The following is a 20402-nucleotide window of genomic DNA, read 5'->3' on the forward strand; positions in this document are numbered from 1 at the left end:
GCTTCTTCCTGTAAAAGAAGGTGAAAACAATGAAAGCAGCATATATCCATATTCCGTTTTGCGAGCACATTTGCCATTATTGCGACTTCAACAAGTTTTTTATTCAATCTCAGCCTGTTGATGAATATTTGCGTTCTTTAGAGAAGGAAATGGCCAATTCAATGGAAGCGGCCGGACATCCGGAGCTGAAAACGATCTTTATCGGGGGAGGAACGCCGACATCGCTGTCGGAAGCGCAGCTTGAGCGGCTTCTTGATTCCATTCATCGCGTTTTGAAACCGTCCGAAAGCCTTGCCGAATTTGCAGTGGAAGCCAATCCCGACGATTTATCGGCTGAAAAGCTGGAGGTTTTAAAAGCCGCCGGTGTAGACAGGCTGAGCTTTGGCGTACAGACGTTTGAAGACGAGCTGCTAAAAAAAATCGGCAGAGTCCACGAGCAAAAAGACGTACTCGTTTCCTTTGAAAGAGCGCGAAACGCGGGGTTCGATAATATCAGCCTTGACCTGATGTTCGGTCTGCCAGGACAAACCATCGGCCACTTCGCTTCATCGCTCGATACGGCGCTTGCCCTCGGGGCTGAACATTATTCGGTCTATTCGCTGATCGTCGAGCCGAAAACCGTTTTTTATAACTTGATGAAAAAGGGTCGGCTTCACCTGCCTCCGCAGGATCAGGAAGCAGAAATGTACGAACTTGTGATGCGGAAAATGGAAGAAGCGGGCATCGGCCAATACGAAATCAGCAACTACGCCAAAAAAGGATATGAGAGCAAACATAACCTCACATATTGGAACAATGAGGAGTATTTCGGTTTGGGCGCGGGCGCGCACGGCTATATCAATGGTGAAAGAACGGTAAATGCCGGCCCTGTTAAACATTATATCGACCTGATTGAGCAGTCAGGTTTTCCTTATAAAGAAAAACACAGGGTTACAAAAAATGAACAGATTGAAGAAGAAATGTTTCTCGGTCTTCGAAAAACCGCGGGAGTAGACAAAGAACACTTTTTCCAAAAATACGGAAGAACTGTTGACGATCTCTTCCCGAAAGTGCTCCGTTCGCTGGAAGAAACAGGGCTGATTGTGAACACGAGCAACAACGTATTTTTAACACATAATGGAAAACTGTTAGGGAATGAAGTGTTTCAAGCATTCCTGGGTGAGTTATAATTGACATTTTGATTTTGGTTTGGTAATTTTGATATACAATTAGCACTCAGTTGTGTCGAGTGCTAACAGGGGTGATATGGATGTTAACAAATCGTCAGCTGTTAATCTTGCAGGTTATCGTCAACGATTTCATTCGTTCAGCTCAGCCGGTAGGATCAAGAACGCTTTCCAAAAAGGAAGATATCACATTCAGCTCAGCAACGATCAGAAACGAAATGGCTGACTTGGAAGAGCTCGGTTTTATTGAAAAAACCCACTCATCTTCAGGCCGGATTCCTTCTGAAAAAGGCTATCGCTATTATGTCGATCATCTGCTTTCACCCGGAAAGCTGTCAAAAACGGACTTGAACATTATTCATTCGGTTTTCAAAGAAAAAATCTTTGAACTCGAAAAAGCGGTGCAGAAGTCGGCTCAAGTACTGTCTGATCTGACAAATTATACATCGATTGTCCTCGGTCCGAGACTGAGCGAAAATCATCTCAAACAGATCCAGATTGTGCCGATTCAGCCTAAGAAGGCCGTTGCCATTCTAGTAACGAATACCGGCCATGTCGAGAATAAAACGATCAACTTTCCGGCGGAGGTCAATCTTTCCGATCTCGAAAAGCTGGTGAATATATTAAATGAACGCCTTAGAGGCGTGCCGATCTCAGAGCTGAAAGACAGGATTTTCAAAGAGGTCGTCATCTTCTTAAAGTCGCATATCCAAAATTACGATACGATTTTACACGGGCTCGGCGCAACGCTGGATTCATCTGTTCAAACCGACCGGCTGTTTTTCGGCGGCAAGATTAATATGCTGAATCAGCCCGAATTTCACGATATTGACAGAGTGAAATCGCTATTGTCGCTCATTGAGAAAGAACAGGAGCTTCTCCGGCTCTTTCAGTCGACTGAGTCCGGAATTACCATTAAAATCGGCAAGGAAAACGACTATGAAGAAATGGAAAACTGCAGCCTGATTACCGCGACATACACGGTCGGTTCAAAACAGATCGGCTCCATCGCGGTCATCGGGCCGACGCGCATGGACTACTCCCGCGTCGTCGGTTTGCTTCAGCACGTATCATCTGACTTGTCAAAAGCGTTGACAAGTTTGTATGATGGGTAAGGCAGTACCTGAAAACAAAACAGAAGGGAGAAATCCCTTCTTTATCATGAAACTCATCCTTTAAGGGAGGTGAACACAGATGGCAGAAGAAAAACAAACTGAAGAGCTAAACGAACAAGAGGAACTGAACGAGACAGAAGCGGAGACAGCCGAAGCCGAACAAACGGCTGCTGAAGCTGATGCCCCGGCAGAAGACACGCAAACAGAAATGCTTGAAAAACAACTCAAAGAACTTCAAGAACGTCTTGAAGAAAAAGAAAATAAACTTTTACGTGTTCAGGCGGACTTTGAAAACTACAAACGACGCGCACGCCTTGACCTTGAGGCTGCTGAAAAGTACCGTTCCCAGCGCATCATCAGCGATTTGCTGCCGGCGCTTGACAACTTTGAACGCGCGCTACAGATCGATCCTGACAACGAGCAGACGAAAAGCCTGCTTCAAGGGATGGAAATGGTGCACCGTCAAATTTTGGAGGCTCTTAAAAATGAAGGAGTTGAACAGATTCCTTCAGTCGGAGAGCAATTTGACCCGAACATGCACCAGGCTGTTATGCAGGTCGAGGATGAAGCGTACGAATCAAACGCAGTCGTTGAGGAACTGCAAAAAGGCTATAAACTTAAGGACCGGGTGATCCGTCCTTCTATGGTAAAAGTCAACCAATAACTACATAGCAGGAGGTAAAAATCATGAGCAAAGTAATCGGAATCGACTTGGGAACAACGAACTCATGCGTTGCAGTGCTTGAAGGCGGAGAGCCGAAAGTCATCCCAAATCCAGAAGGGGCCCGCACGACTCCTTCGGTTGTTGCATTTAAAAACGGAGAGCGCCAGGTGGGTGAAGTGGCGAAACGCCAGTCCATCACGAATCCGAACACGATCATGTCGGTCAAGCGCCACATGGGCACGGACTATACAGTTGAAATCGAAGGCAAAAAGTACACGCCGCAAGAAGTGTCTGCCATCATCCTTCAGCATTTGAAATCATATGCTGAAAGCTATTTAGGCGAAACTGTATCTAAAGCCGTAATCACAGTTCCTGCATACTTCAATGATGCAGAACGTCAAGCGACAAAGGATGCCGGTAAAATCGCCGGACTTGAAGTTGAGCGGATCATCAACGAGCCGACTGCAGCTGCGCTTGCATACGGTCTGGATAAGACGGAAGAAGATCAGACGATCCTCGTCTACGACCTTGGCGGCGGTACATTCGACGTTTCCATCCTTGAATTGGGAGACGGCGTATTCGAAGTTCGTTCTACAGCGGGTGACAACCGCCTTGGAGGAGACGACTTTGACCAAGTGATCATCGATCATCTCGTCTCAGAATTCAAGAAAGAAAACGGCATTGATCTTTCTAAAGATAAAATGGCGCTTCAGCGCTTAAAAGATGCGGCTGAGAAAGCGAAAAAAGACCTTTCCGGCGTATCTTCTACGCAAATTTCGCTGCCGTTTATCACAGCCGGTGACGCAGGTCCGCTGCACCTTGAATTGACACTGACCCGCGCGAAGTTTGAAGAGCTGTCTTCACACTTGGTAGAGCGCACAATGGGTCCAGTCCGCCAGGCTCTTCAAGATGCGGGGCTTTCTGCAAGCGAAATCGACAAAGTAATTCTTGTCGGCGGATCAACACGTATTCCTGCCGTTCAGGAAGCGATCAAAAAAGAAACTGGAAAAGAAGCGCATAAAGGCGTCAACCCTGACGAAGTCGTAGCCCTTGGTGCAGCCATTCAAGGCGGCGTCATCACAGGCGATGTCAAAGATGTTGTCCTTCTGGACGTAACTCCGCTGTCACTTGGTATCGAAACAATGGGCGGCGTGTTCACGAAGCTGATTGACCGCAACACGACAATCCCGACAAGCAAGTCCCAAGTGTTCTCAACAGCGGCTGACAACCAAACAGCGGTTGACATCCACGTGCTCCAAGGTGAGCGCCCGATGGCTGCCGACAACAAAACGCTCGGACGCTTCCAGCTTACAGATATTCCGCCGGCTCCTCGCGGCGTACCGCAAATCGAAGTGTCATTTGACATCGATAAGAATGGTATCGTCAACGTCAGTGCGAAAGATCTGGGTACCGGCAAAGAGCAAAACATCACGATCAAATCTTCTTCAGGTCTTTCTGACGAGGAAATCGAACGCATGGTGAAAGAAGCTGAAGAAAACGCCGAAGCGGATGAGAAGAAAAAAGAAGAAATCGAGCTTCGCAACGAAGCGGATCAGCTTGTCTTCACAACTGAAAAAACGCTGAAAGATCTTGAAGGCAAAGCCGATGAAGCGCAAGTGAAAAAAGCGAATGATGCAAAAGACGCGTTAAAAGCTGCGATCGAGAAAAATGACCTTGATGAAATCAAGGCGAAAAAAGATGAGCTGCAAGCGATCGTCCAAGAGCTTTCAATGAAGCTTTACGAAGAAGCTGCAAAACAGGCTCAGGCTCAGCAAGACGGCGGCGCCGGCGCTAAAAAAGCCGACGACAATGTCGTTGACGCTGAATATGAAGAAGTAAACGACGACAAAGATCAAAAATAATTGAAATAAAATGTGCTGTGCTTACCCCGGTTTGCACAGCACATGACCTTACAGGCGATGAAAGTCAAAGTCAGGATCTCTTGACTTTGACTTTTTTCTTCCTAAAGGACAAAAGGAATTGAAAAAACATAATTTGAAATGATACAATCTAATTTATGTGAGAAAATCGGGAGTGTGAAGAGATGAGTAAGCGTGATTACTATGAGGTGCTTGGGGTAGGTAAGAGCGCTTCTAAAGATGAGATTAAAAAAGCTTACCGCAAGCTTTCTAAAAAATATCACCCGGACATCAACAAAGAAGCCGGAGCGGATGAAAAATTCAAAGAAGTCAAAGAAGCCTATGAAACACTTTCTGATGACCAAAAACGGGCCCATTACGACCAGTTTGGCCACACCGATCCAAATCAGGGATTTGGCGGCGGAGGTTTCGGCGGCGGCGACTTCGGCGGCTTTGGGTTTGACGATATTTTCTCAAGCATTTTCGGAGGCGGCGCAAGGCGGAGAGACCCGAATGCCCCGAGGCAGGGCGCCGATCTGCAGTATACGATGACACTGTCATTTGAAGAAGCGGCCTTCGGAAAAGAGACGACGATAGAAATTCCGCGTGAAGAAACATGTGAAACATGCAGCGGCTCAGGCGCGAAACCGGGAACAAAGCCGGAAACATGTTCACACTGCGGCGGCTCTGGCCAGCTGAACATGGAGCAGTCGACTCCGTTCGGAAAAGTTGTCAACAGAAGAGTATGTCATTACTGTAATGGAACGGGTAAGCAAATTAAACACAAATGTTCAACTTGCGGCGGTACAGGAAAAGTGAAAAAACGCAAGAAAATCAATGTCACCATCCCGGCGGGTGTGGATGACGGCCAGCAGCTTCGAGTATCCGGACAGGGTGAACCGGGGATCAACGGCGGTCCGTCAGGTGACTTATTCGTCGTTTTCCGCGTCCAAGAACACGAATTTTTCGAGCGCGATGGCGACGATATTTACTGCGAAATGCCGCTGACATTTGCACAGGCTGCGCTCGGGGACGAAATCGAAGTGCCTACTCTTCACGGTAAAGTAAAATTAAAAGTGCCGGCGGGCACGCAGACAGGCACCAAGTTCCGTTTAAAAGGAAAAGGCGTTGCCAACGTACGCGGGTACGGTCAAGGCGATCAGCACATCGTCGTCCGCGTCGTGACACCGACGAATTTAACAGAAAACCAGAAAAATATTCTCCGCGAATTTGCAGAAGTGAGCGGAAATATGCCGGATGAACAGGAAATGAGTTTTTTCGATAAAGTAAAGCGCGCCTTTAAAGGCGATTAATGATTGGATGAGGAGTTGGTAGTATGAAATGGTCCGAAATCTGCATTCACACGACACATGAAGCGGTTGAGCCCATCTCGAATATTTTGCATGAAGCTGGTGCGAGTGGAGTCGTAATTGAAGATCCGCTTGATTTAATTAAAGAGCGTGAGAATGTATACGGAGAAATCTACCAGCTCGACCCCAATGATTACCCTGATGAAGGAGTCATCATTAAAGCGTATCTCCCGATCAACAGCTTTTTGGGAGAGACCGTAGAAGGAATCAAGGAAACCATCAATAATCTGCTGCTGTATGATATTGACCTCGGACGGAACAAAATCACCATCAGCGAGGTTAACGAAGAAGAATGGGCGACAGCATGGAAAAAATATTATCATCCCGTAAAAATTTCCGAGAAGTTTACGATTGTTCCGACATGGGAAGAGTACACACCGGTTCATACGGATGAGCTCATCATCGAGATGGACCCGGGAATGGCGTTCGGAACAGGCACACACCCGACAACCGTACTTTGCATACAGGCGCTCGAAAGGTATGTGAAAGAAGGGGATTCGGTCGTGGATGTCGGAACGGGAACAGGCATTTTGAGCATTGCATCAGCCATGCTTCGCGCCAAACAGGTTGAAGGATATGATCTCGATCCTGTAGCCGTGGAAAGCGCCCGCTTGAACTCCAAGCTCAATAAAGTCAGCGATCATATCGAGATCAAGCAAAATAATCTGCTTGACGGCGTCGAAGGGGAAAAAGACGTCATCGTCGCCAACATCCTGGCCGAGGTCATCTTGCGCTTTACGGATCAGGCATACAGCCTGTTGAAAGACGGCGGTTATTTCATTACTTCGGGAATCATTCAGCAGAAAAAACAGGAAGTCAAAGATGCACTGGTGAAAGAAGGCTTTACGATCGTCGAGGTTCTTTCAATGGAGGACTGGGTCAGCATCATCGCTGAAAAATAATCGTTAGTAGGTGTGACAAGCGTATGCAACGATATTTTATCGAACAATCAAAACAAGAGGTCACGGCCGCACCTGTGTTCTCGATCAAAGGCGAAGACGTTCATCACATTGCGACCGTGATGAGGATGTCTCCCGGAGACGAGGTCATTTGCTGTGCAAAAGACGGCCATGAAGCGAACTGCCGGATCGAGTCCGTCACAAAAGAAGAGGTTTTATTGAGCGTAATCGAATGGACGGGGAAAACACGCGAACTGCCCGTCCAGATCCATATTGCAAACGGCCTTCCAAAAGGAGATAAGCTGGAATGGATCATTCAAAAAGGGACAGAGCTCGGTGCAAGCTCGTTTATTCCTTTTCAGGCATCACGCTCCGTTGTTAAACTTGATGAAAAAAAGGCAAAGAAAAAGCGGGAAAGGTGGGCGAAAATCGCCAAGGAAGCCGCAGAACAGTCCCACAGAAACACGATTCCCGATGTGGCGCCGGTTCACACGTTTCAACGTTTGCTTGAGAGCCTTGAGGACTTCGATAAATGTGTCGTTGCATACGAAGAGTCATCAAAGCAAGGCGAGACGAGCCGGTTTCAATCCGTGCTCAAAAGCCTGCCGGAAGGATCATCCGTGCTCATGGTGTTTGGTCCTGAAGGCGGATTTTCAGAAGATGAAATTGAGGCGCTTAAAGAAAAAGGAGCCCTCGCCTGCGGGCTCGGTCCGCGGATCTTAAGGGCGGAAACAGCTCCGCTGTACGCGTTGGCGGCAGTTTCTTATCATACAGAGTTACTAAGAGGTGAATAACAATGGCAACCGTTGCATTTCATACACTTGGCTGCAAGGTCAACCATTATGAAACAGAAGCAATTTGGCAGCTTTTCAAAGAAGCCGGCTACGAAAGAAAAGAATTCGAAAGTTCGGCGGACGTATACGTCATTAATACATGCACCGTCACAAATACAGGTGATAAAAAAAGCCGCCAGGTGATCAGACGGGCGATCCGCCAAAATCCTGACGCCGTCATTTGTGTGACAGGGTGCTACGCCCAGACTTCCCCGGCGGAAATCATGGCGATCCCGGGCGTTGATATCGTCGTCGGTACGCAGGACCGTGAAAAAATGCTCGGCTATATTAAGCAGTACCAGGAAGAAAGACAGCCGATTAACGGCGTCAGCAATATTATGAAAGCAAGAGTGTTTGAGGAGCTTGATGTTCCTGCATTTACCGACAGAACACGTGCTTCATTGAAAATTCAAGAAGGCTGCAACAATTTCTGCACATTCTGCATCATTCCGTGGGCGCGCGGCCTGCTTCGTTCCCGCGACCCTGAGGAAGTCATCCGCCAGGCGCAGCAGCTCGTTGATGCCGGCTATAAAGAAATCGTTTTAACCGGTATTCACACCGGCGGTTATGGAGAAGATATGAAAGACTACAACTTTGCACAGCTGTTGAAAGAACTGGACAGCCGTGTGAAAGGTCTGAAACGAATCCGTATCTCTTCAATCGAAGCGAGCCAAATTACAGACGAAGTGATTGAAGTGCTTGACCGCTCAGACAAGATCGTCAGACACCTTCACATTCCGCTTCAATCCGGCTCAAACAGCGTTTTAAAACGGATGAGAAGAAAGTATACGATGGAGTTTTTCGCTGACAGGCTGACGAAACTCAAAAAAGCTCTTCCGGGGCTCGCAGTCACTTCTGATGTGATCGTCGGCTTCCCGGGGGAAACGGAAGAAGAATTCATGGAGACGTACAACTTTATTAAAGAACACAAGTTTTCCGAGCTCCACGTCTTCCCGTACAGCAAACGGACCGGAACTCCAGCAGCACGCATGGATGGCCAGGTTGACGAGAACGTGAAAAACGAAAGAGTTCACAAACTGATCGCTCTTTCAGATCAGCTTGCGAAAGAATACGCATCAGATTATGAAGGCGATGTTCTGGAAATCATTCCGGAAGAGCCGTTCACGGAAACGGGCGAAGACAATCTGCTTGTCGGCTACACGGACAACTATATGAAGGTCGTTTTCGAAGGTTCCGAAGACCTGATCGGCCAGCTTGTTAAAGTGAAGATCTTAAAAGCCGGCTATCCGTACAATAAAGGCCAGTTCGTCCGCGTCGCCGAAGACGACGTCCATGAAAACATCCGCTTATCGTCATAAATGATCAATTTAGCCGGTTCACGAAAAAGGTGTTCCGGCTTTTTTTGCGAATATCATAAAAGACAACCACTTGAAAAGGAGTCGTGACGATGACAAAACAAATTGCGCGAATGATCGATCACACGCTATTGAAGCCTGATGCTGTCACATCCGAAATCGAAGCGCTTTGCAAAGAAGCACGTGTATACGATTTTGCTTCCGTTTGCGTCAACCCTTGCTGGGTAAAGCTGTGCGCCGAGCTTCTTAAAGATTCAGAAGTGAAAGTGTGCACGGTTATCGGCTTTCCTTTAGGTGCGGCGTCTCCGGAAACAAAAGCCTTTGAAACCAGGCAGGCGATTGCAGACGGGGCCGGTGAAGTTGATATGGTGATCAACATCGGTGCATTAAAAGACCGCGATACCCGAACCGTGGAGCATGACATCAGAGCGGTGACAGACGCGGCAGACGGCAAAGCTCTCGTAAAAGTCATCATAGAGACCTCACTGTTGACGGATGAAGAAAAAAGGCACGCTTGTGAACTGGCCGTAAAAGCCGGCGCCGACTTTGTCAAAACATCGAGCGGTTTTTCCGGCGGCGGTGCGACAGTTCAGGATATAAAACTGATGCGGGAAGCTGTCGGACCTGTTATCGGCGTTAAAGCATCAGGGGGCGTCCGCGATAAGGAAAGCGCCCTTGCCATGGTTGAAGCCGGAGCGACGAGAATCGGAGCAAGCGCAGGCGTGTCGATTGTCAAAGGCTTAACAGCGGATGAAGACTACTAATCAACAAAAACCAGGCGTTTACCGGGCCTGGTTTTTGTTTGGAATGAGAAACATGATCAGCGAATGAAACAGATTTGAGAGCGGCAGAAACAATAGGGATGTGACGACGTTGAAGAGCAGGCTGAAATGGGCAATCTGCTGAGCGGGGCTTTCAGACAGTCCGGAGATAAAGCCTGTTATTGATGAGAGCAGGGGGTATACAGCTGCTACACCGATGACATTAAACAGCACATGGGCATAAGCCGTTTGCCTGGCCGCAGCTCCGCCTTTGAAGGACGCCATCACGGCTGTGATGCATGTCCCGATATTGGAGCCGAGAACAACGCTCATCGCTTCGGTCAAACCGACGACACCTTGATCCATAAAGCTCATCAGGATGCCGACACACGCCGAACTGGAATGAATCATCGCGGTCAACACCGTGCCGATGATTAAGGCGTAAAGCGGTGAATTTTCAGCAAGCTGCACAATATAAGCGCCCGAGTCTAGCTGTGACAACGGCACGGCAAGCCGGTTAAAGCCGCTGATACAGAAAAAAATAACACCCAAGCCGATCATGCTTACGCCCACTTGCCGAAAAGGGGATTTTCCGGCCATGAAAAGAACCGCACCTGCGGCAAAGAGGGCAAAAATCAAAAATTCCAGCTTCACCGCCAAAAATTCCGTTGTGAAGGTGGACCCGATGTTTGTTCCCAAAATGAGCGGAATCGAACGTTTAAATGAAAGGGCGCCTACCGAGACAAAGCCAATGACGATCACCATAAATGCCGAGCTGCTTTGCAAAACCCCCGTAAATACAATGCTGACCAAAAAGGCTTTCACCGGATGATCCGTGAAAAACAGCAGCCGCTTTTCGATTTTTTCAAATGTCAGTGAAATCAAGCCTTTTCTCAGCATGCTCATGCCTTTGAGAAAAAGAACGATCAATAATATGAATAAGATCAAGATTATCATCAGTTTTTCGAACAGCCTCCTTTATAAATATATACAGACAAGCTGCCGAAATCATGACTGAACAATAAAACGATTCTCCTTGGTTGACCTTACCGGAGGCTTATATTATAATGTCAAAGTACATGTTTATATGTATGTCTTTTTTTAAAGCAGTCGATTGGTGTATTCGGAGGGAGGGAAAGAGAATGTCAAAAACGGTCGTTAGAAAAAACGAATCGCTTGAAGATGCTCTTCGTCGCTTCAAACGCAGTGTATCAAAGACAGGTACTTTGCAGGAAGCAAGAAAGCGTGAATTTTATGAAAAACCTAGCGTAAGACGCAAGAAAAAGTCTGAAGCTGCAAGAAAGCGCAAATACTAAAAGAGGGTGGATTTATGAGTCTTCTTGAGCGGCTGAATCAAGATATGAAGCTCTATATGAAAAACCGTGAGAAAGACAAACTGACTGTCATTCGCATGGTCAAAGCTTCGCTTCAAAACGAAGCAATCAAGCTTAAGAAAGACAGGCTGACCGATGATGAAGAACTGACTGTTCTTTCTCGTGAATTAAAACAGCGTAAAGACTCCCTCCATGAATTTTCAAACGCTAATCGTTCAGATTTAGTAGATAAAGTTCAAAAAGAGTTAGACATTCTGGAAGCTTATATGCCTGAACAGCTGACGGAAGAAGAGCTGCTCGGCATCGTCAATGAGACGATCGCCGAAGTCGGCGCCTCTTCAAAAGCGGATATGGGCAAAGTGATGAGCGCTATCATGCCGAAAGTCAAAGGCAAGGCGGACGGCGGTCTCGTCAATAAGCTTGTCAGCAAACAACTGTCTTAAGAAAAAGACGCCTTTAAGCAATTAAAGGCGTCTTTTTTTGTGCGTGTTCATACAATAGAAAAGTAGTAGAAAGATGAAACCTTTGCTACATTTATAACGTATGTAATGTTAATGATAATAGGGGAAGGAGGTCTCAGACATCGTTGCTGCTGAAAAAATTCAGAATTTTTGTTGCTCTGGCCAGCGGTTTTGTTTTATTCTTATTACTAGGCGTTCATTTGACCGTGAAAGCGGATGGAGATACAGTGTATGTCATTCCGATCGAAGAAACGGTTGAAAAAGGGCTTTCAAAATTTCTTGAGCGTTCTTTTCAAGAAGCGGAAGATATGAATGCCAAACATATCATACTCGATATCAATACCCCCGGCGGAGCGGTCGATGCAGTCCTTGACATGGCTGATACGATACATAACTCCGACATTCCGGTGACCGCTTATGTGAATAGAAGGGCTCTGTCCGCAGGCGCTTACCTCGCCTTGAATGCAGACGATATTTATATGGCGCCCGGCGGGAAAATGGGAGCTGCCGCGATCATTGACACGCAGGGAAATGCCGCTGATAAAAAGTCGGAATCTCTGTGGCTCGCTGAAATGGAAGACGCAGCCAAAAAAAACGGACGTGATCCGAAATACGCTCTCGCGATGGCCGATGCGGATGTCGATGCTAAAGAAGTTGGGGCGCCGAAGGGCGAGCTGCTCACATTAAGCCCTGACAAAGCGCTGGAAGTCGGCTATTCCGAAGGCACAGTTTCGAGCCTTGATGATCTTTTGAAAAAGCTGAACTTGAAGGATGCCAAAATCGAGCGTTCCGAGGTGAGCTTCGCCGAAAAGGTGGCCCGGTTCATCACGCATCCGGTCGTGATTCCGATTCTCCTTTCAATCGGAAGTCTCGGGCTGATTGTCGAGCTTTATTCGCCTGGTTTTGGGATCCCCGGCTTTATGGGACTCTCCGCGCTGCTGCTCTTTTTCTACGGTCATCTCGTCGCCGGGCTTGCCGGAATGGAAACGATCCTTCTGTTTGCAGCAGGCATTATTTTAATCATTTTAGAGATTTTTTTGCCGGGCGGAATAGCAGGGATTGCCGGCCTGATCGCGATTGTTGCGAGCCTCTTTTTAGCATCGGGAAGCTTTAAGGTCATGGCCGTATCCATTTTGATTGCAACTGCTGTTTCTATAGCGGCATCCATTCTATTAACAAGGGTGTTGGGGAAGCGTATGAAATTTTTTAAAAAATTGATCTTAACCGACTCGACAAGCACGGAAAGCGGATATGTGTCAAATGAAAGCCGGCGCGATTTAATTGGTAAAACCGGCGTCACGTTTACACCGCTCAGACCGTCCGGAACGGTCATCATCGGCGATGAACGGCTTGATGTCGTATCTGAAGGCTCGTTCACCGCGAAGGACAAGAAAGTGAAAGTAGTTAAAGTGGAAGGCTCACGCATTGTTGTGAGAGAATTATAAATTATATTATTAGGAGGAATATTATGGATCCGTCAACACTGTTTCTTTTGCTAATTATAGCAGCCGGAATCATCTTACTAGCTGTCTTCTTTACATTCGTCCCGGTCATGCTGTGGATCTCGGCTTTGGCCGCTGGTGTTAAAATCAGCATTTTCACACTGATCGGAATGAGGCTCCGCCGCGTCATTCCAAACCGCGTGGTGAACCCGCTGATCAAAGCGCATAAAGCGGGACTTGATGTTACTATCAATCAGCTTGAAAGCCACTATCTTGCAGGGGGTAATGTTGACCGGGTTGTCAACGCGCTTATCGCTGCCCAGCGTGCAAACATTGAACTCACATTCGCCAGATGTGCGGCCATCGATTTAGCGGGCCGTGACGTGCTTGAAGCCGTTCAAATGAGCGTTAATCCGAAAGTCATCGAAACGCCGTTTATTGCCGGTGTAGCAATGGATGGTATCGAGGTGAAAGCAAAAGCGAGAATCACGGTTCGCGCAAACATCGACCGCCTTGTCGGGGGAGCGGGAGAAGAAACAATCATTGCCCGTGTCGGCGAAGGGATCGTTTCGACAATCGGTTCCTCCGATAATCATAAAAAAGTGCTTGAGAACCCGGATATGATTTCACAAACCGTCTTGAGCAAAGGATTGGATTCAGGCACAGCGTTTGAAATTCTATCGATCGATATCGCTGACGTTGACATCGGCAAAAACATCGGAGCGATTCTGCAGACCGACCAGGCTGAAGCCGATAAAAACATCGCCCAGGCGAAAGCAGAAGAACGCCGCGCCATGGCGGTTGCGCAAGAACAGGAAATGCGCGCCCGCGTCGAAGAAATGCGTGCTAAAGTCGTCGAGGCAGAAGCCGAAGTGCCGCTTGCGATGTCTGAAGCTCTCCGCAGCGGAAAGATCGGAGTCATGGACTACCTCAATATGAAAAACATCGACGCCGACACAGACATGCGCGATTCTTTCGGAAAGATGACGAAAGACCAAAATGAAGAGGATCATAAATAAACAAGCCCCTGTAAAAAGGAGGGAGCTCATTGCTTGATATCCTGTTCGACAATCCGATTATCATGGCGGCCATCATCGCAGCCATCTCCTTCATATTCAACAAGCTCGGAAAAAATGATGAAAATGAAGAAACCAAGCGAAAACCGGCGCCTGAACGGCCGAAAACGCAGACGATGCCGAAGCAGACGGCACAGCGCCAGCCGGCAGAAAACAAACAACAACGGCCTGCAGCAGCGGCTGCTGCAAAAAGCGAAGATATGGCCGCAGAACTCCGCAGAATACAAGCGGATGCCGAGCGGTCCATGCCGGCCGTTGAACGGGCCATTAAAAAGCAGAGCAGCCGGGTGGTCAACCGGAAACAAGAGCTGCTCGATATGAATAAAAACACGATTGTCCAAGGCGTTGTACTCAGCGAAGTATTCGGCCCTCCGCGGTCGAGAAAGCCGCATTACACAATGAGGCGCCGGCCTAAAATTTAAGTATTAGAACCCCCATATCACTCATACATATGAGATGAAAGGGGGTTCTTTTTTTATGGCGCAAAGAAAAAACCGCATCAAAGCGTGGCTGACAAGAACATTGGAAATTCCCCCTGATGTCATGATGGATCTTCCGAGGATCACGATGATAGGAAGACTTCACATATATATTGAAAACCACAGAGGGCTTTTGCTTTTCAGCGATACGGAAGTAAGGCTGATGCTCAAACAGGGGCAGTGCATCATTCAAGGCAAAAACTTTGTCATCAAAACGATTTTGCCTGAGGAAATTCTGCTTGAAGGCACGATTGAGCTCGTACGCTATATCGATTCATAAGTCGGGGGGAAAGAATCGTGAAGAATAAATGGCTTTCTTTTTTTTCAGGAAAGATCCAGCTTGAGATAACGGGAAAGGGGATCGAGCGATTATTAAATGAATGCACCAGGCGCAGCATCCCGATGTTTAATGTTAAGAAAAAGAAAGACGCTGTCTTTCTTTATATTCCGCTTTCTGATGTACATGCCTTCCGGAGGGTCATAAGGGATTTTGACTGCAAGTGCCGCTTCGTCAGACGAAAAGGTTTCCCTTTCCTTGTGCAGAAGTCTAAACGGAATAGCGGCTTCACTATTGGAATTGCTGCTTTTTTTATCATCATGTTTTTATTGTCCAACATGCTCTGGAAAATTGACATAACAGGAGCCAATCCGGAGACAGAACATCAAATCAGACAGCACTTGAATCAAATCGGCGTCAAAAAAGGGCGCCTTCAGTTTACGATGCTGACCCCGGAAAAAATTCAGCAGGCGCTTACAAAGCGCGTCGAAAACATCACCTGGGTGGGCATTGAATTAAACGGCACGGCCCTTCACATGAAAGTGGTTGAAAAAAATGAACCTGACAAAGAAAAATATATTGGTCCGAGGCACATCGTCGCCAAAAAAGGGGCGACCATCTCGAAAATGTTCGTGGAAAAAGGCGAGCCGCTCGTCACCGTGAATCAGCACGTTGAAAAAGGGCAAATGCTTGTTTCCGGACTGATCGGGAGCGAAGAGGAAAAGCAAAAAGTCGGAGCCAAAGGGAAAATCTACGGTGAAACCTGGTACAAGTCAAAGGTAACGGTTCCTCTTGAGACATCATTTGACGTTTTTACGGGTAAAGTAAGGACAAGTCACAAGCTATCCTTCGGTTCTTTTTCTGTGCCTGTCTGGGGCTTTTCTTTTAAAAAAGAAGAGTTCTCGCGTCCGAAGACAGAAACCGAAAAACACTCGCTGCATTTTATGAATTTTACGCTTCCTGTCGCGTATGAAAAGGAACATACGAGAGAGAGCGAACAAATCAAAAGGGTGTACTCGAAAAAAGAAGCGGTCCTTGAAGGGGTCGAAATGGGAAAAAGAGACATCAGGAAAAAAATCGGGAGCGACGGGAACATTATTAGTGAAAAAGTTTTGCACGAAACGAGTGAGAATGGTAAAGTTAAATTGATCATCCTTTACCAGGTTATTGAAGACATTGTTCAAACAACACCAATTGTTCAGGAGACTAAAGAATGACAGAACACTTACTTGCGATTCATCAGCAACTGGAAAGTCCGAACGAGGCTCAAGCGCTGTTTGGGAACCAGGATTCCCATTTGAAGTTAATGGAGGAAGAGCTGAACATTTCGATTGTCACGCGCGGTGAAACCGTCTATGTGACCGGAGACGAAGAAACGTTTGAAATCGTGGACAGCCTGCTTGCATCCCTCTTGAATCTCATCCGCAAAGGAATCGAGATATCAGAACGCGATGTCTTGTATGCGATCAAGATGGCGAAAAAGCAGAAGCTTGAGTTTTTTGAAAGCATGTATGAAGAGGAAATTACGAAAAACGCCAAAGGAAAACCGATCAGAGTCAAAACCATCGGTCAAAGAGAATATATCGCCGCCATGAAAAGGCACGACTTAATCTTCGGCATCGGCCCTGCAGGAACGGGGAAAACCTATTTGGCTGTCGTAAAGGCCGTTCATGAACTGAAAAACGGACGCATCAAAAAAATCATTTTGACAAGACCAGCTGTTGAAGCAGGGGAAAGCCTCGGGTTTTTGCCGGGGGATTTAAAGGAGAAAGTCGACCCTTATTTAAGACCGCTATATGACGCGCTCCATGACGTGCTCGGAACGGACCATACGGCACGGCTGCTTGAAAGAGGAACGATCGAAATCGCGCCGCTTGCTTACATGAGGGGGCGGACGCTCGACGACGCATTTGTGATTTTGGATGAAGCGCAGAATACGACACCGGCACAAATGAAAATGTTTTTGACGAGATTGGGTTTTGGTTCTAAAATGGTCATTACAGGCGACATTACGCAAATCGATTTGCCGAAGGGCGTCACATCGGGGCTTGCCGTTGCAAAAAAGATGCTCCTTGATATCGAAGGCATTTCAATTGTTGAACTGGATCAGACGGACGTGGTCAGACATCCGCTTGTCGCCCGTATTATTGAAGCATACGAAAAGTCAAAATAATTCCGAATGGCCCGATCGCCCGTTATCGGGTCATTTTTTAGTTTCCCGCGGGAAAAGAGGTGCTTTTGTTGAAAAAGAAAAAAAGAGACGGAAAGTTTCGGCCCATCCGCTTGGAAAACGGCCGCTTCCTCCCCGTCATTCTTTATGCGGCTTTATCCGCGCTAATGTTCATCCTGCTGTTTTTCCATGTGAGGCCCGAGTCCCTCGACCTCGATTTATTTTCGATCAGCGAGAATACGATCTATGCGCCGGCAACAGTCGAAGATCAAAAGGCAACGGCTAATAAAAAGCAGGAAGCGAGAGAGGAAGTTCCCGACCAGTACACCTTGAAAAAAGAGTACTCTGACAACAGGGTTGACCTTGTCTCATCAATTTTCGACATCATTAAAGAAGTGAAAAAAGAAAGCGCAGAACAAGAGAAAAAAGACAAGCAGGCCCCATCTGAAAAAGACCAGATCAAATCTGTCGAAGAAAAGCTGACTTCAGATGTGACGGACTCGCTGTCGCAGGATTCAATCAAACACCTGCTGAAGGCCAGCGACGGAGAGCTTTCCATGACACAGGATTCGGTCATCACCGCCGTCAATGACGTGATGAGCAAAGAAATCCGCGCCGGAAAGCTTGATGAAGCGAAAGAGCATGTAACGAAAGAGCTGAAGGGTAATTCGATACCTTCAAAATTAAAAAACGCCGCCGATGAAATCGGACGCTTTGCAATCATTCCCAACTATGTATACGATCCTGACAAGACGGAGCAGAAGCGTCAGGAAGCGGCTGACAGCGTGCAGCAGGTGCAGATCAAGCAGGGGCAGATACTTGTTGAGGAAAATCAGCTGATCGACAGGGAAGTCTATCGAAAGCTTGAACTGACAGGACTTTTAAGCGGAGCCAACATTTTCAAGCCTGTCGGCGGACTGCTGCTTTTAATCGCGCTTTTCATCTCAGCTTTGGTTTACTATTTCGAAAGGCAGTACAGCAGCCGGATTCCGAAAAATAAGTCGCTCATGCTGTTTTCATTGATTACAGCGATCGTTTTAATCGTCATGGAAGTGATCAGCCTGTTTCAGCAGCTTGAAATCGGCCATATCGGCTATCTCGTGCCGATTGCGATGGGCGTGATGCTCATTAAACTGCTGATCAATGAAAGGCTGGCGATCCTGTCGAGCATGATCCTTTCCATTTGCGGAAGCATGATGTTTAACCAGGGTGTGACAGGCACGTTTAACTATGGAATCGGAACGTATTTCTTGATCAGCTCGATGGCGGGTATACTATTTTTAGGGAAGCATAATGCGAGGGCGAAAATCCTCCAGGCCGGCTTGTTTGTCTCCCTGATCAACATCGTCGTCCTGTTTACCCTGCAGCTGATTCAAAACACGGCGCAAACCGGACTTGAGATGGGTACATACCTTGTTATGGGAGCGGTGTCCGGCATCGGATCGTCAGTTCTTGTTCTCGGGCTCATGCCGTTTTTTGAAAGCGGCTTTGGGATTCTGTCCACGATGAAGCTTCTCGAGCTTTCAAACCCGAATCATCCGCTGCTCCGCAAAATTCTGACGGAAACACCCGGCACATACCATCACAGCGTTATGGTCGCGAACTTATCGGAGGCGGCATGTGAAGCTGTCGGAGCAAACGGGCTTTTGGCAAGAGTCGGAGCCTATTACCATGATATCGGCAAGACAAAGCGGCCCCAATACTTTATAGAAAACCAAATGAATATTGATAATCCGCATGACAAGCTTTCTCCGCAGCTGAGCAAAAACATCATCATTGCCCATGCAACAGACGGCGCCGATATGCTGAGGGATCATAAAATGCCGAAGGAGCTTGTCGACATCGCCGAACAGCATCACGGCACATCGCTGCTCAAGTTTTTTTACTATAAGGCGAAAGAAAAAGGCGATCAGACGACTGAAGAAGAGTTCCGCTATCCCGGCCCTAAGCCCCAGACAAAAGAGGCGGCGATCATCTCGGTGGCCGACAGTGTCGAAGCAGCCGTCCGCTCAATGCATAACCCGAATCCCGAAAGGATTGAAAAGCTGGTGCGCGGGATCATATCAGATAAGCTGCAGGACGGGCAGTTTGACGAATGCGATTTAACTTTAAAAGAGCTCAATATTATCGCGAAGACGCTCTGTGAAACGCTGAAAGGCATTTTTCATTCCCGGATCGAATATCCGGAAGCTAATCCTAAACAGAAGGTGAAACACACATGAGTTTAATTCTAGATATCACAGACGAGATCGGACGGGTCCCTGAAGACCAGCTTGCTGAAATTGAGAAAATTCTTCAATTCGCAGCGGCAGAGGAAGGCGTCGCAGACGGCGCCGAAGTTTCGGTTACGATCGTCAACAATGAAGAGATCCAAAAAATCAACAAAGAGTACAGAGGCAAAGATTATCCGACTGATGTCATTTCATTTGCCCTTGAAGAAGACGGGGAAGGAGAGATTGAAATTATCGGCGCTGACATGCCGCCCGTTCTCGGAGATATCATCATCAGCGCTGATAAAGCACGGGAACAGGCCGAAGAATACGGGCATTCACTGATGAGGGAGCTGGGTTTTCTGACGGTTCACGGCTTTTTGCACCTCCTCGGCTATGACCATATGACAGAAGAAGAGGAAAAAGAGATGTTCACTAAGCAAAAGGACATTTTGAATCGATATGGGCTCTCAAGATCCTCATAAACAAAATGAATGGCGCCGTCTGAAATGGAGTTTTTCAAACGCCTTAACAGGAATAGTCAAGACGTTCATGTCGGAGCGCAATTTTAGAATTCATTCCGGGGCCGCCATCCTTGTGATCGTCTGCGGCTTTTTCTTCAGGCTGACTCTGATCGAATGGTCCATCATCTTGATCCTGATCGGCGGAATGCTTGCCTTGGAGCTGATGAATACGGCTGTGGAGCATACGATCGATCTTTTCACAAAAGAGAACCACCCGCTTGCAAAGGCGGCAAAGGACGCGGCGGCCGGGGCGGTTTGCGTGTTTGCGGCCGTTTCGTGTATGATTGGGTTACTCATCTTTTTGTCAAAATTGTTTTGATGCCGTGCCTTTCATTGTGCGCAATTCTTACAAAAATTTTACATTTGTGATTTGGGCGTGAAAAAGAAGCCATTTTTATGTAAAATAAAAGTGTTAGCGGTACCATAACCGCTATAGGAAGGAATAC

Annotated in this window: 21 protein-coding genes; 20 read left to right on the forward strand and 1 reads right to left on the reverse strand. The window is 47.3% G+C overall.

Annotated elements, in window-relative coordinates; all coding sequences use genetic code 11:
- Positions 1-29 precede the first annotated feature (29 nt).
- The 9 genes from hemW (at position 30) to deoC (ending at position 9986) form a co-directional block, all read left to right on the forward strand.
- A complete protein-coding gene (hemW, locus tag M1E06_RS07855; RefSeq protein WP_025811134.1) occupies positions 30-1169 on the forward strand; it encodes a radical SAM family heme chaperone HemW in 1140 nt (379 codons plus the stop codon).
- An 80-nt stretch (positions 1170-1249) separates the two neighbouring features.
- Positions 1250-2281 (forward strand): heat-inducible transcriptional repressor HrcA, encoded by a 1032-nt coding sequence (hrcA, locus tag M1E06_RS07860; RefSeq protein ID WP_020452261.1) that lies wholly within the window; start codon positions 1250-1252, stop codon positions 2279-2281.
- Between the two features lie 79 nt (positions 2282-2360).
- Positions 2361-2945: a nucleotide exchange factor GrpE gene (gene grpE / locus M1E06_RS07865; protein WP_020452260.1), complete on the forward strand. Its 585-nt coding sequence runs from the start codon at positions 2361-2363 to the stop codon at positions 2943-2945.
- 23 nt (positions 2946-2968) lie between these two features.
- Positions 2969-4807 (forward strand): molecular chaperone DnaK, encoded by a 1839-nt coding sequence (gene dnaK, locus M1E06_RS07870; RefSeq protein ID WP_025811135.1) that lies wholly within the window; start codon positions 2969-2971, stop codon positions 4805-4807.
- 182 nt (positions 4808-4989) lie between these two features.
- Entirely contained in the window at positions 4990-6117 is a 1128-nt protein-coding gene (dnaJ, locus tag M1E06_RS07875) for a molecular chaperone DnaJ (RefSeq protein WP_020452258.1), read from the forward strand.
- A gap of 23 nt (positions 6118-6140) precedes the next feature.
- Complete coding sequence (prmA, locus tag M1E06_RS07880; protein ID WP_020452257.1) at positions 6141-7076, forward strand: 50S ribosomal protein L11 methyltransferase; 936 nt, start codon at positions 6141-6143, stop codon at positions 7074-7076.
- Between the two features lie 23 nt (positions 7077-7099).
- Complete coding sequence (locus M1E06_RS07885; RefSeq protein WP_025811136.1) at positions 7100-7867, forward strand: 16S rRNA (uracil(1498)-N(3))-methyltransferase; 768 nt, start codon at positions 7100-7102, stop codon at positions 7865-7867.
- Positions 7868-7869: 2 nt separating this feature from the next.
- Entirely contained in the window at positions 7870-9225 is a 1356-nt protein-coding gene (mtaB, locus tag M1E06_RS07890; protein WP_020452255.1) for a tRNA (N(6)-L-threonylcarbamoyladenosine(37)-C(2))-methylthiotransferase MtaB, read from the forward strand.
- Positions 9226-9314: 89 nt separating this feature from the next.
- Entirely contained in the window at positions 9315-9986 is a 672-nt protein-coding gene (gene deoC / locus M1E06_RS07895; protein ID WP_025811137.1) for a deoxyribose-phosphate aldolase, read from the forward strand.
- Positions 9987-10004: 18 nt separating this feature from the next.
- On the opposite strand, the gene M1E06_RS07900 is transcribed toward deoC, so the two are convergent.
- Positions 10005-10940 (reverse strand): Na/Pi symporter, encoded by a 936-nt coding sequence (locus tag M1E06_RS07900; RefSeq protein WP_025811138.1) that lies wholly within the window; start codon positions 10938-10940, stop codon positions 10005-10007.
- Positions 10941-11125: 185 nt separating this feature from the next.
- Here M1E06_RS07900 and rpsU point away from each other — a divergent pair, with 185 nt between their 5' ends.
- The 11 genes from rpsU (at position 11126) to M1E06_RS07955 (ending at position 20275) form a co-directional block, all read left to right on the forward strand.
- A complete protein-coding gene (rpsU, locus tag M1E06_RS07905; protein WP_003183654.1) occupies positions 11126-11299 on the forward strand; it encodes a 30S ribosomal protein S21 in 174 nt (57 codons plus the stop codon).
- 14 nt (positions 11300-11313) lie between these two features.
- Positions 11314-11760 carry a GatB/YqeY domain-containing protein gene (locus M1E06_RS07910; protein WP_023855244.1) on the forward strand — a complete coding sequence of 149 codons (447 nt, stop codon included), beginning with the start codon at positions 11314-11316 and terminating at the stop codon, positions 11758-11760.
- A 143-nt stretch (positions 11761-11903) separates the two neighbouring features.
- Complete coding sequence (locus M1E06_RS07915) at positions 11904-13223, forward strand: NfeD family protein (RefSeq protein WP_020452250.1); 1320 nt, start codon at positions 11904-11906, stop codon at positions 13221-13223.
- Positions 13224-13246: 23 nt separating this feature from the next.
- Positions 13247-14239, forward strand: a complete 993-nt coding sequence (floA, locus tag M1E06_RS07920; protein WP_020452249.1) for a flotillin-like protein FloA — start codon at positions 13247-13249, stop codon at positions 14237-14239.
- Positions 14240-14268: 29 nt separating this feature from the next.
- Positions 14269-14718 (forward strand): hypothetical protein, encoded by a 450-nt coding sequence (locus M1E06_RS07925; RefSeq protein ID WP_025811139.1) that lies wholly within the window; start codon positions 14269-14271, stop codon positions 14716-14718.
- 55 nt (positions 14719-14773) lie between these two features.
- Positions 14774-15055: a sporulation protein YqfC gene (gene yqfC, locus M1E06_RS07930; RefSeq protein WP_020452247.1), complete on the forward strand. Its 282-nt coding sequence runs from the start codon at positions 14774-14776 to the stop codon at positions 15053-15055.
- 17 nt (positions 15056-15072) lie between these two features.
- The gene (yqfD, locus tag M1E06_RS07935; RefSeq protein WP_025811140.1) at positions 15073-16269 is read left to right on the forward strand and encodes a sporulation protein YqfD; all 1197 of its coding nucleotides are present in this window, start codon (positions 15073-15075) and stop codon (positions 16267-16269) included.
- The gene (locus M1E06_RS07940; RefSeq protein ID WP_017474322.1) at positions 16266-17225 is read left to right on the forward strand and encodes a PhoH family protein; all 960 of its coding nucleotides are present in this window, start codon (positions 16266-16268) and stop codon (positions 17223-17225) included. The genes yqfD and M1E06_RS07940 overlap by 4 nt, the downstream gene beginning before the upstream one ends.
- A gap of 164 nt (positions 17226-17389) precedes the next feature.
- Positions 17390-19444: an HD family phosphohydrolase gene (locus M1E06_RS07945; RefSeq protein WP_228119640.1), complete on the forward strand. Its 2055-nt coding sequence runs from the start codon at positions 17390-17392 to the stop codon at positions 19442-19444.
- On the forward strand, positions 19441-19917 hold the full coding sequence (gene ybeY / locus M1E06_RS07950) for an rRNA maturation RNase YbeY (protein ID WP_025811142.1): 477 nt from the start codon (positions 19441-19443) through the stop codon (positions 19915-19917). Before M1E06_RS07945 ends, ybeY begins: the two co-directional genes overlap by 4 nt.
- Positions 19895-20275 carry a diacylglycerol kinase family protein gene (locus tag M1E06_RS07955; protein ID WP_020452243.1) on the forward strand — a complete coding sequence of 127 codons (381 nt, stop codon included), beginning with the start codon at positions 19895-19897 and terminating at the stop codon, positions 20273-20275. The genes ybeY and M1E06_RS07955 overlap by 23 nt, the downstream gene beginning before the upstream one ends.
- Positions 20276-20402 lie beyond the last annotated feature (127 nt).

It is taken from the genome of Bacillus sp. AK124 (genome assembly GCF_053903085.1).